Source organism: Undibacterium sp. FW305-107, from assembly GCF_058788535.1.
The window spans coordinates 728795-741613 of the sequence record NZ_JBYTAV010000001.1 but is presented as its reverse complement, the minus strand read 5'-3'; the positions used below and the strand labels follow the sequence as shown (position 1 = coordinate 741613).

The window sequence follows — 12819 nt, the reverse complement described above, 5'->3', positions numbered from 1 at the left end:
TTCTGATGCAGAGTGCAGATAAGTTATTCAGTTGCCACACATGTTTGTATGCCTACTGGTGAGCATGGATTACCGCCACAGCAGTTCTCAGTCAAAAAGCCCAGCATCTGGTTCATTGTGTCCATGTTGGCAGAGTAAATGACAAAGCGTCCTACCTGGCGCGATTGCACCAGATCAGCGTGTGATAACTCTTTCAAATGGAAAGACAGGGACGAAGGAGGGATGCCCAGTTGCTCACTGATCTTGCTGGCCGCCAGCCCGGCAGGACCAACCTGTACCAGCAGGCGGAACAGGGCCAGACGTGATTCTTGTGCCAGGGCAGCCAGGGCTAATAGTGCTTTTTTTGTTTCCATCGTCTTTTCTTTGGCGGCCTATAATTAATTCTATATTTCGATAATAATGGAATTATAGTTGCTTGGCAAAGAAGTTTTTACATATTCCTTAAATGTTTTTAAATGTGGAAGCAATTGCAGGCACGTGAGCTGATACTTTATTTCCCTGCTGCAAGCATGGCAGGCGATTCATTCGCCTATTCAAGGCAGACAACTTACAATATGCCTGCGTCACGATATTGCCCACAGGCCAGATTTCCTTTTCTATCAATCTTGAATGAATACCTTAATGCCAGTAAAGCGAACATCCATCAAGTTAGCCATGTACATGTTCATTGCTCTGGTATGCATAGTTTTGATAGGGAATAGCATCTGGCAGATGTGGAAAACCCATGACATGGCGATGCGCGCCGGCGATGTGGCCGCAGGGAATCTGGCACAGGCGATGGCGCAGCACTCTGGTGATACGCTTAAGGCAGTTGATGTTGCCATCATTTCTGTCATGGACAGGCTGGAGCAGGATGCCAGCTATCTGCAGCAGCGCGACAAACTGACCCTATCCCTGAAGCGTGAGATGGATAAGCTGCCACAGTTAAAACTCATGACTATGATAGGTGCTGATGGCAAAGTCATGGCATCAAGCAGCGCAGGCTTTACCCAGATCAGCGAACTGGAGCGCGATAATCTCACCTATCATCAAACTCACACAGAAACTGGCTGGTATATCAGCAAGTCAGCCAAAGTGATACAGGACGGCAGTTGGGTTTTTTTGATGTCACGCCGCCTGAATCAAAAAAATGGTGATTACACCGGCATGGTGCTGGCGCACATCGATGTTGATTTTCTGCTTAAATATTTCAACAGCATCAATCTGGGTAAAAAAGGTTCCATTGCCATGCTGGCAGATGATGGCACCCTGGTATTGCGCAGGCCGCTGATTGTCGGAGCCCTGGGCAAGAAATACATTAACAGCCCCATCTTTCGCGAACAAATTGCTGCCAACAATTCTGGTACATTCTCTTCCACTTCCAAGCTTGATCGTATAGAGCGTATTGTTGGTTATAGCCGTCTCGAACAATTTCCGCTGATTGCCGTTGCTGCTCTGTCCAGGGAAGAAGTGCTGCAGGGCTGGCGTTCCAGTGCCATCGTGCAAGTAATCGGTAATGGCGTCCTGATCATCATTTTGATCATTTTTGGTGGGGTCATCGTCAGGCAATTTGAAAAGCAATTGCAAGCGGCAGCCAAGCTGTCGCAGCTATCGGCGATCATCGACAGCTCTGAAGATGCCATTATGGGTGAATCGCTGGACGGCATCATTAGCAGCTGGAATGCCGGTGCAGAAAAGCTGTTTGGCTATCGTGCCGACGAAGTGCTGGACCGGTCTTCCAGACTGCTCTATGCAGATGGTGATGTCATCGCCAGTTCTGCACGTCTGGACAGCATCATCAAAGGCGAACGCATCAGCCACTTCGAAGTCACCGGCTTGCGCAAGAATGGTGAAAAAATCCAGCTCTCTGTCGCCATGTCGCCAGTACATGATGGCGGACAAAGTGTCATTGGTGCCTCAACGATTGCGCGCGACATCACCCAGCGCAAGCAGATGGACAATATGAAGGCTGCCTTCATTTCCACCGTCAGCCATGAATTGCGCACCCCGATTACATCCATACGCGGTGCCTTGGGTTTGCTGGAATCCGGCACGTTGACAGAACTCTCACCCAAAGCCCTGCAACTGGTGCGCATAGCCCACAATAACAGCAAGCGCCTGACTGGCCTCGTCAATGATATTCTCGATATGGAGAAAATTACTTCTGGCAACATGCGTTTTGAAATCCAGCGTGTTGACCTGACTGCCCTGGCACTGCAGGCTATCGAGGCAAATACTAGCTATGCGCTAGAACGTCAGACTTCCTTTTCTTTGACTGAGTATCCCAAGTCCGCCTGGGTCATGGGTGACACGGACCGCATCATGCAAGTGTTTGCCAACCTTTTGTCGAATGCCGCAAAGTATTCTCCTGCACATGAGCAAATAGAAATCCGTCTCAAGTACCACGATGATATTTTCAAGATAGAAGTGGAAGACCATGGTGCTGGCATCCCGGTAGAATTCCGCCCCCGTATTTTTGGCAAATTCGCCCAGGCAGAAGAGCATGGCGAAAAGAATCTGGGTGGCGCCGGTCTGGGTTTGAATATCACCAAGAACCTGGTGGAAACTATGGGGGGCAGCATAGGTTTTGAATCCGAGCCCGGTGTGCGTACAGTGTTCTGGTTCACTTTGCCAGCGGCTGCGCAGCGTGGAGGTGATTTGTAAGCCTGTCAGACCCGGACTTTCATTGAAGATCAGTCAATGTCTTGATTCTTTCTCGGTCTGACGTCGGTGGTGAGCATACTCTCATAAAATATCCTGCACTAATCAAGGGTGCAGGCATATGTTATCTATCATCAATTTATTCAGACAGGGATGGCGGCTACGTGTCATCAGCTCCCTGATGCTGATCTCACTTTTATCGGCGACTCCAGCCTTTGCTGAACCAGGGCGTGAACGTCTGTCGCTGGACAGAGGCTGGTTATTCCATCAGGGTGATATCCCCATGCCGGAGATTGTCGGCCATAGTGCTACCTATGGTAATGCCAAGGCAGGTAACGCCCAGGGGGCGGCAGGTACAAAATACAATGACAGTGGCTGGCGCAAGCTGGACTTGCCGCATGACTGGGCGGTAGAAGGTCCTTTCGATCCCAAAGCGAATATCTCGCAAGGCTACAGGTCACGTGGCATTTCCTGGTATCGCCGTTATCTGCGGGTGGATGAAAGTGAGCGTGGCCGCTATTTTGAACTGCAGTTTGACGGCATTGCCACCCATGCCAGCATCTGGGTGAATGGCAATATCGTGCACCGCAACTGGTCTGGCTACAATGCCAGCAATATCGATATCACTCCCTATCTGCGCTATGGCGATGCCAGCAATACCATCGCCATTCGTGTTGATGCAGAGCAAATGGAAGGCTGGTGGTATGAAGGCGCAGGCATTTACCGCCACGCATGGTTACTCAAATCTGATCCTGTCCACATCATGACTGACGGTGTGCATGCTACACCAAAAAAAATCAATGACAGGCAATGGCAAATCCCGGTAGCAGTGACGCTGGACAACAGCGGCAAGCAGGTGGCCAATGTCAAGGTCGAAGTCACGGTGCTTAGTTCCGATGATAAGGTGGTCGCCAGCAAGATACAGTCTGTCAGTGTGCCTGTGCTTGGCCAGGCTATCGCCAAATTGCCAGTAACCATCAATCAGCCACAGCGCTGGACGCTGGATAAACCAGTACTTTACCGTGTTAAAACAGTGGTGCTGCAAGATGACAAGGCGATAGATGAGGTGAGCCTCAAAACCGGCTTTCGCAGCATACGCTTTGATGCCCGTCAAGGTTTTTTCCTCAATGATCAGCATGTGAAATTGCAGGGGGTATGCCTGCATCAGGATCATGCCGGTGTCGGCGTGGCCGTGCCAGATTCCATCTGGGAATACCGCCTGCGCCGCCTGAAAGAACTGGGTGTGAATGCCATACGTTTTTCGCACAACGCTCCGGCACCTGAAGTGCTGGACATGGTAGACCGCATGGGCTTTCTGGTGATGGATGAAAACCGCAATTTCAATCCCTCTCCAGAGTATATGAAGCAACTTGAATGGATGGTGCGGCGTGATCGCCACCACCCTGGCGTGATCCTGTGGTCAGTGTTTAATGAAGAACCGGTGCAGGGCACAGAAGTCGGTTATGAAATGGCACGCCGCATGACAGCGGCAGTCAAGTCGCTGGATGATACACGCCCGGTCACTGCAGCGATGAATGGTGGCTTTTTTACTGCATTGAATGTCTCACATGCCGTCGACGTACTGGGTGCCAATTACCAGGTGCCTGACTATGACCGCTATCACAAGGCCAATCCCGACAAGCCATTCACCAGCGCAGAAGATACCTCTGCCTTCATGACACGCGGTGAATTTACGACCGATAAAAGCAGGAATATCGTCACCAGTTATGATGATGACTTTGCCAAATGGGGTAATAGCCACCGTGATGCCTGGCAGGCCATAGACAGCCGCCCCTATGTGGCAGGTGGTTTTGTCTGGACTGGCTTTGATTACCGTGGTGAGCCAACGCCGCATGAGTGGCCCTCAGTGAGTTCAGTATTCGGCATCATGGATATGAATGGTTTTCCCAAGACAGCTTACTACATGCATCAGGTACAGTGGATCAAGGACAGACCTTTGATCCACATCGCACCCCACTGGAACTGGCAAGGAAAGGAAGGCAAGGAAATTCGCGTCATGGTCATGGCCAATGTAGAGCGCGTCAAGCTCACACTGAATGGCCGTGAACTGGGTGAACAGCAAGTTGATCCTTACCGCATGAATACTTTCCAGGTCGCGTATGAAGCTGGCAAGCTGGAAGCATTTGGCTACAAGGGCGGCAGGGAGGTAGTACGCACTAACGTAGAAACCACGGGCAAGGCCGTTGCATTGGAGCTTTTACCTGACCGTGCATCACTGGCAGGTGATGGTCGTGACGCCATGCCCATTACCGTGCGCGCGCTGGATGCACAGGGTCGTGCCCTCCCTGTCGATAATAGCCAGGTCAGTTTTGAAGTCTCCGGCGCGGGGCAGTCCATAGGTCATGGTAATGGTGACCCGAATTCGCATGAAGATGAAAAAGGCAAGACACGCAAATTGTTTAACGGCCTGGCACAACTCATCGTGCAAAGTCATTTTGACAGCAGTGGCGAACTGCTGGCTACCGCTACCGCACCTGGTCTGACAGCAGCCAGTGTGCGCATACCGGTGCATAAAACTGCGGGCATTCCTTTTGTCGCAGTCAGCGATGCTCCCACGCTGTATCTGCAAAACTGGCGTATCTCACCAGCATATGCTACGCGACCTGATCCGAACCAGGTATTGGCAGATAATGACATGAATACCTGGAGCTGGGGGCAGCCACCCATGCTGGAAGTTGATGCCAGTGAGATTAATAGCAAGGCGAATCACTTTCACCTGTTCCGCAGTAATTTCACACTGGATAAAAAACTGGCTAGCGGTAAAGCTCGCCTGCTTTTCTCACGCGTCAACGGCAAGGCCGAGGTATGGTTGAATGGCAAATTGCTGGGAGCTAAAACTTCTGTAGGCACAGGTGATCTAAGCGTGGACTTGCCCGCCGTCGAAGGGCCAGCGCAAGTGACAGTGCTGGTAGAAGGTGGGCCCGGCAAAAAAGCCGGGCTTGAAGGGAATGTTATTGCCGAGCCAAAAAAATAAATCCGGCTTTTTTGACTCAGCTCATTGATGGGAACGCATTTTTTGCAATGAAATGCGTTCCTTGTAGATTAAAGTTTGCGTGTCGGATCAGTCTTTGCCGTCAATCTGTCAGAGATCTGGCTTAATCTGGAGCTGGGCACACTGGGGATATTCAAAAGATCAGATTTGCTTTGCAGGTTTGCGCCAGATGCCATGGTGACCGCTTCATAATGCGCAGCTTTTTGAATGATAACGACATCGTTTTTCCCTGTCTGATTGGTGGGTAATACAACCGGTGTGCCACTTTCATGCGGTTGGACAATCAATACATTCATACTGACATCAAATTTTTTATTAATATGGTTCACCAGTGCCCGGAAAGGTACATCGTCTGAATACAGCATCTGGCTACCTACTTCAGGAAATTTTTGCTGTAACGCAGCGCGCAATTTTGTCGCCATCTCTGTATGTTGTGAGGTGTAGTCCTTGGTGGCATGCTGCAGTAAAGAAATGATCAGGCAATTCAGGCTATCCCCGTTATTTGGTACTATCGCTATATTCCTGGCCTTCATCCAGCCTTCGACTTTGGGCATCAGTTTTGCCATGCGCTCGCGTTCTTCAGCGATTGCCTGCGTGGCTCTGTTGTCTGATGCTGTACCTGCCTGTGACCTGGGTGTCGGTAAAATACTGCCAGCGACCAGTTTGTCGGTATCATTACCCGGATTGTCGAACGCAGTTCCCTGCATCTCAGTGATTTTCTTCGCTGCTATCGTCGCCCCTTTTGCATCAAATGGGGATTTCAAAGATTCGCTAGTGCTGGCATTTTTTTCAGTTTTTACCTGCTGGGTGCCATTAATAAAGCTTTTCTGTAAACTGGAAATGCTCTTGCTGGCTTCGCTGGTTTTTTCACCAGTCTTAAATGAGCCCCGCACATCCGATTTTTTTTTCAATGGAGTAGCCTTGATCAGGGCAGAGCGCTTAGCCAGTTCCTTGAATGCCTCAACCCTGATGCGGTCAGAGACTGTCATATTCTTTGAAATGATCTCAAGCTCGACGGGCTTAAGTTCGCGCAGGGTCCTTCTCTCAGGCCGTTTGATATCTGCGACAGCTGACTTTAACGCGCCAAACAGACCTTTCTCGCTTGAGCGCCTGGCATCCATGCGCGTGATCGTGTCAGTCACCTCTTTTGCTATTTCAGCGTGAGGTGCCTTGATACTGAAGCCGTCCTTGCGATGTTCCGCATGTACCATTGCGGCACTATTGACCTGCTTGGTGACATCAATGATATTGACGAAATGATTGAATACATGACGTCCATTGGGGCTCTCAAAATAAGCCAGACGTTGTTCTACAGAAGACAATTGACTGATTGCCGCTTTTTCTTTTTCCCAATCGACGCCGTCAGGCAGTTGCATGCTGCGTATCTGGGTCAGCAGATTTTCAGGTGGCCTGGCAAAAGGGTCGCTATTGTCCTTGCTTGACCCCGGTGCAAAATGCGCCACTTCGTTTGCCATAGTCGCCGCACGTTTATAAGGCTCCTGCTCAAAATACCAAAAGAATTCATTGGGCATGGTCATGGTGGAAATATCATATCCAGCCTTGCTGATTGACTGATATTCCTGATGCTTTTCGATCAGTTTGATGAATAAATCCGGGTTGCCGAAATACTGGTTCTTTATCCGGGGATTCGCGCCAAACATCTCTGACAGCGATGCATCATCTTTCTTCCCAAGGTCCAGCATTTGTTTCAGGTCAGAAAAACGCAACATCAGATAACTCAGGTCCGGGCCAATAATTTCATTCACTACCGAGGTGGTCGAATCTTTGTTGCTCAGGCTTAAAGAAGTCACACCTGCCTTGGTCACAATCAATGGGACGGAAATGCTCATGCCGCTATCGGTATTTGCCAGACCACGGATACGCTGCATTTCAAAGCGCGTTCTGGATCCTACCTCCGGCATTCTGTGCAGCTTCAATTCTATGGATGCACCGGCTCCCTGATCTGCGACTACCCCTTGCACACTACGCAATTGCTGGCAGGCTTCGTCTGTCATGGACCTTAAATCCTGGGATGATGTGCCGGGATACATTTTCTCCAATGCCAGCATCAGCCCCTTTTCTGCCAGCTTGCCTGTGATCGGCTGGCCTGCATTTGCGCTGATCGTCAGGACGATGAATTGTCCCAATCGCCCGGAATTGATTTGCGAAGAAGCATTTTGTACTCTCGCTTCAACCGAGATGGACATATTCCCGACCTGTGTCGTGAAACTGGGATTATGTGCGCCATCTTCTTTTGTCTGGCCGGTTTGTGCAGGCAGGGTATCTGAGATATTGAAATTTGAACCACCAGACCCCGTCAGCTTTGCCGAGTAGTCCTGTCTTTGCCAAAGCGCACGTTCTTTCAGCAGCATGTGCTCTGACAAGGTCTCATGCTTAATAGGCAGCAAGGTGGTATCCACGAGTTCACGTAATTTTGCGTACTCATGATCAGCCGCTCTGATCACGGCAATTTTTTGCTCTCGTGCAGCTGGGTCTGCAGTTGGACTGGATGCCTCTTCTCTGGCGATTTCTCTCTTGAGCAAGCTCAGGTGCGTACCGGCAGATGCCAGTACCAGGGAAATTCCATCATAGCTTTCAGCGACAAATTTCTCTGGATCTTTCAATGCATTTTGCACGCCTTGCGGATTTTTACCTTGCCAGATTTCAGTATTGATTGCATCGTAAGCTTTTTCTCTTTTCGCCTGGAATTCATCTCTTAATGCAGGTGGCAGGAAACGGTCCGGCTTGGCTAACACAAGATTGGCATTTTCAAGATAGTTGCCATACATCTTGTGCACTTCTTCAAGTGCAGATGTCAATCCGGCCAATTTCTCAACATCTGGAGTAGTAATGGTGGTTCTGAATTGTTTGGGAACCTGACCAGTGTTGCCATAAAAATGCTGGGCTTCTGACGGTAATTTATTCGTAGCACCAGGTGTAACCTGTTCCATGATTTCGCGCAGGGAGTGGTACAAATGCAATCGTGGATTATTCAGTTTCTCAAGCCGCTGATGGACTTCCATGGTTTGTGCCATGTCATGCAGATGTGCCGGATCCAGCAAGCGATGTGCAGGCTCTGCTGTTTTGATATGCATCGCCAGATTTTTGACAGTCAGCTCGCCTCCGAACTTGCCACTAGCTGCAGACCATAGGCCCTCATTATGCTTTTTTCCAATATCAGCAGCCAGGGTGGCAGTCACACTATTGATCGCCGGTCTCATGGTTTTATTGTTGGCATACCCCACTGAATCAGGGATAGACGCATTGATGGGTGAGCGTAATTTATCAGTAGTCCTGGCAGCCCCGGCACTCTGGTTTTTATTCACCAGTTGCGCCGCACTGGGGTAGGCTGCTGCAAACAATGCAGCTATCCTTTTTTGTCCCAGCATGGCGTCTGCCGCGTCGGCGATATGCATCAGCTTTGCCGTGTTGTAGCCTTTGCCGAGCTTGGCGTCATTCAGATAAGTTGGTTCTGTGGCGTCACTCTCATAGCGCCTGCCAACCACGAATTTGGCAATTTTATTGTAGGTTTCTTTGACCTTGGTCAGTGCTTCAGCGCTTTGTCCAGCCGAACCCTTGCTCAGTAACTGGTTCGCGTGCATGTTCGCAATCAATTTTGCCATCTCGGCGGCGCTTGCTGTTTCAAAGAATTTTGTGCCAAATTCTGCTTTCACCTTGCCGCTGGCATCGTAACCCCAGCCATTTATTTTATTGCCGTAACCACCTCTGATTTGTCCGCCCAGCATTTCCCAGTAATTGGCATCACCATCTTCATCAATGCTCAGGACATTGGTTTTTTGCAGGCTGCCACCGAGATTACCAAGGCCAAAGAAGGAATGCTTGGCACCTATGCTTTTTGATACCACCAGACTGGCACCAGGAATACCTTTATCTATTGTCGGTGCGGCGTTTTCCATGTTTTTAGCTTCTGCCGCCGCGTATTTGTCCAAAATAGCCGGGGCTGCTGCAGTCAGATGTATGCGCTTCAATTCAGTGAGCAGGGCACCCATGCAGCTATAAGTCAATGCCAGTTCAGGCTCAGGCTTGAACAGGGGGCGCTGTATGGTTGAGCCTGCCAGATTGCGCGCCAGCTTTCTTGAATCGCTTGCCGCTTGTGAAAAGCTCTCGCGAATTTTTAAACCCAGCTCATCTTCGGGCAAGCCATTTTTGCTGGTGGCCAAAGCCAGGACACTATGAAGCTGCTCAACTATCTTTGCTCTTCTTTTTTCACGCAAATCCAGCGGGCTGGCCGGTACTGGCGGTAATTCCTGTATCAGGGTGCGCACTGTTTTTGCCAGGTTTTCTCTGTTGATTGCACCTGTCACAGGATCAATTACAGGTCCCGGAACAGCCTGGGCTTTTTGTGTGCTTGATACAGGGGCATGCTCCTTGTTCTTGAGCTGGGAGAGCAATTGCTGTTGCATGGAATTGCTGCTGGCAGGTCGCTTGCTTTCAGAACTGTTTTTTTGCTCAGGGTCGGGTGTCAGCTTGTCTGTATCTGCTTTGTGTTGCGAGTTGGTGAATGAACCGGCAGGAGAGTGACTGCGTCCTCCCTGCATGCCTTGCTTGAATATGTCATTCAGCGACTCTGAGCTGCGCTGAGAAGATGTTGCTGTGCCAGTTGCCTTGACAGGATTTCCCGCAGCCTGCTCTTTCAGATAGCCATTCCAGGATGCGATCAAAGAACCTTTGGGCAAGTTCAGTTGCAATGCTGGTGCGCCCGATTTTTTCAAATCGTTTTGCAACTTCATATGCAGGTAATGATTGCGTTGCGAGTAGGTCGTGCCGCCCGCTGTGTCCCTGCTGCTTGAGCGTGAGACATTCATATTCACCGTGTCAGTGGACGACGAGGTGGGCGATGCAGCAGGCTCATGCTTCTCAAAGCTTCTGAGGGAATAATTATCAGCTTTAATGTTGCTTATCATCTTGCACGCTCGCTAGTAATGAATTATTAACGACTTTAGCGGGCAAACGGAAAATGATTTAATTGAAATACACTATTTGTTGTAAATTTAATTTTGTCAAATTGCTATTGCTTTAAACCAACTTGTGAAAAATACGCTTGTGCTTAAAACCCCGGCCGTCCATATCGCTTGCGTTTCTTGATGGTAAAGAATCAGGGTGGCTTAACTGAGGATAAGCAGTTTCTCCGCTGCCATCTGAAAATTGCTAATCTCTTCCCACATCACCGCAGGATTGGAATACATGGGAAAGTGGCCGCATTGTGGGATTTCAGCCAACTGGACACCATGATTGGCGATGTGAGGTAAATAAGAGAGTGAGCGGTTTTGGTCGCCATACATGAACATTCTCGGGCAAGCAAGATTTAAGAACTTACTCATTAATTCACCATTGTCAGACAATTCAACCATGGACTTGAATATGCCAGGAACTGCAGCAGCACGGACTTTGTGAGGCAGGCTGGCTGCGTACAATGCACTGGCATAGGCGGGAGAATACAAGGTCCTTGCAATGAAGTCTTTGAAAAATCTCTCTGGATCAAGCTGTGGATAATCAATGATTTGCCTGCTCAGAAAACAATCTTCGGGCGCGATATTGCCTTCTATATTGACAAAACTGAGCACACGTTCCGGATTTTGGTACGCCAGTATCAGGGCAGTCAAGCCCCCCATGGAATGACCAACCAGATGAAAGTGTTTGATAGCCAGGCGCTCGAGTACCGCCAAGGCCGTACTCACCAGAAAAGGAATGGATACCTGGGTAAGATCCGCACAGGTGCTTTCACCGCATCCGGGTGCATCATAGGCGACGAAAGGATGACCGGCAAAGTTGGTGTGACGCAGGATATCGGCATAGTCTTCTTTGGTAGAGCCAAAGCCGTGCAGAAACACGATAGGGGAGAGTTCGCCATGACGATGGATCGCCGAAATGTTGAGTTCAGTACCTGCCATGGAAAAAGACAGATTTGTCTTTTGAAATTCTTTTTGTGCATTCATGTATTGCTCCTGGTCTGGGCATCTATCGTAGTGCTTTACAAAACTGTTTGATGGCGGTGCAAGCCTGGTGCAGGGATGCATTGTCCAGGGCATAAGCGATCCGGATGTAAGGTCCCAAGCCAAACGCGCTGCCATGTACCACGGCTACACCAGCTTCATCCAGCAAGGCATAGGCAATATCCTCGTCGCTGGACAGCATGGTTCCTGCCGCCGTGGTTTTGCCTATCAATGCAGCAACAGAGGTGAATGCGTAAAATGCCCCATCAGGATTTTCACATCGCAAGCCTGGCGTATCATTCAGCATCTGTACCACCATATTGCGCCGCGCTTCAAATACAGATCTCGATTCCTGAATAAAATCCTGCGGCCCGGTAAGGGCGGCGAGTGCTGCATATTGTGAGATGGAACAAGCCCCGGATGTTTGCTGGCCCTGGAGTTTCTCCATTGCATCAATCAACCAGCGGGGGCCAGCGCCAAAACCTATTCGCCAGCCCGTCATGGCATAGGCCTTGGATACTCCGTTCATGGTCAAGGTTCTGTCTCGCAAGCGCGGCTCAACCTGAGCCATGGTATGAAATGAAACGCCATCAAAGATCAGGTGCTCATAGATATCGTCTGACAGAACAAGCACGTGGGGATGCTGGAGTAAAATTTCGGCCAGTGCGACGAGCTCATTACGCGTGTAGACGGCACCAGTTGGATTGGAAGGTGAGTTGAGGATCAGCCAGCGTGTTCTGGGCCCGATTGCCTGTTGCAGGGCGGCAGGTGTGAGTTTGAAGCCGCTGGTGTGGTCACAAGGAATGATGACGGAAGTGGCCCCACAAAGCTGCACCATCTCAGGGTAACTGACCCAGTAAGGTGCTGGAATGATGACTTCATCGTCAGCGTTAAGCGTCGCAGCCAGTGCATTGTAGATCACCTGTTTGCCTCCGCTGCAGATGATGGTGTCTTGCCAACTGGCGTTTATGCCATTTTCATTGCGGAATTTATCCGCGACAGCCTCACGTAATGTCCGCATGCCTGCGACCGGTGTATAGCGAGTGTGCCCTGCTTCAATTGCAGCAATGGCAGCCTCCCGGACATGCGCAGGCGTGTCGAAATCCGGCTCGCCTGCGCTCAGGGAGATGATTTTCGCACCCGAGGCACGACGTGCCGCCACGCGGTCTATCATGCGGTAAGTGGCCGAGGGCTGGGCCTGAGTCAGGTTGA

General features: G+C 50.1%; 6 protein-coding genes. 2 read left to right on the top strand and 4 right to left on the bottom strand.

The genetic code is table 11. The features are described 5' to 3' along the window. Positions 1–23: 23 nt before the first annotated feature. Positions 24–353 (bottom strand): ArsR/SmtB family transcription factor, encoded by a 330-nt coding sequence (locus AC3WQT_RS03420; RefSeq protein ID WP_492702265.1) that lies wholly within the window; start codon positions 351–353, stop codon positions 24–26. 256 nt (positions 354–609) lie between these two features. Here AC3WQT_RS03420 and AC3WQT_RS03415 point away from each other — a divergent pair, with 256 nt between their 5' ends. After that, on the top strand, positions 610–2643 hold the full coding sequence (locus tag AC3WQT_RS03415) for an ATP-binding protein (protein ID WP_492702263.1): 2034 nt from the start codon (positions 610–612) through the stop codon (positions 2641–2643). A 118-nt stretch (positions 2644–2761) separates the two neighbouring features. Then, positions 2762–5635 (top strand): beta-galactosidase GalA, encoded by a 2874-nt coding sequence (gene galA / locus AC3WQT_RS03410; protein WP_492702261.1) that lies wholly within the window; start codon positions 2762–2764, stop codon positions 5633–5635. 68 nt (positions 5636–5703) lie between these two features. Here galA and AC3WQT_RS03405 read toward each other — a convergent pair whose 3' ends face one another. From AC3WQT_RS03405 to AC3WQT_RS03395, 3 genes are all read right to left on the bottom strand, one after another. Further along, positions 5704–10578, bottom strand: coding sequence for a hypothetical protein (locus AC3WQT_RS03405; protein ID WP_492702259.1), 4875 nt, complete (start codon positions 10576–10578; stop codon positions 5704–5706). 201 nt (positions 10579–10779) lie between these two features. Beyond that, positions 10780–11610: an alpha/beta fold hydrolase gene (locus AC3WQT_RS03400; RefSeq protein WP_492702257.1), complete on the bottom strand. Its 831-nt coding sequence runs from the start codon at positions 11608–11610 to the stop codon at positions 10780–10782. A 22-nt stretch (positions 11611–11632) separates the two neighbouring features. Continuing rightward, positions 11633–12781 carry a pyridoxal phosphate-dependent aminotransferase gene (locus AC3WQT_RS03395; protein ID WP_492702527.1) on the bottom strand — a complete coding sequence of 383 codons (1149 nt, stop codon included), beginning with the start codon at positions 12779–12781 and terminating at the stop codon, positions 11633–11635. Positions 12782–12819: the final 38 nt, after the last annotated feature.

Excerpts from the sequence above, each read along its gene's own strand:
- AC3WQT_RS03395 (WP_492702527.1), bottom strand. The coding sequence starts at position 12,781 with ATGATAGACCGCGTGGCGGCACGTCGTGCCTCGGGTGCGAAAATCATC.
- AC3WQT_RS03400 (WP_492702257.1), bottom strand. The coding sequence starts at position 11,610 with ATGAATGCACAAAAAGAATTTCAAAAGACAAATCTGTCTTTTTCCATG.
- AC3WQT_RS03405 (WP_492702259.1), bottom strand. The coding sequence starts at position 10,578 with ATGATAAGCAACATTAAAGCTGATAATTATTCCCTCAGAAGCTTTGAG.
- AC3WQT_RS03415 (WP_492702263.1), top strand. The coding sequence starts at position 610 with ATGAATACCTTAATGCCAGTAAAGCGAACATCCATCAAGTTAGCCATG.
- galA (WP_492702261.1), top strand. The coding sequence starts at position 2,762 with ATGTTATCTATCATCAATTTATTCAGACAGGGATGGCGGCTACGTGTC.
- AC3WQT_RS03420 (WP_492702265.1), bottom strand. The coding sequence starts at position 353 with ATGGAAACAAAAAAAGCACTATTAGCCCTGGCTGCCCTGGCACAAGAA.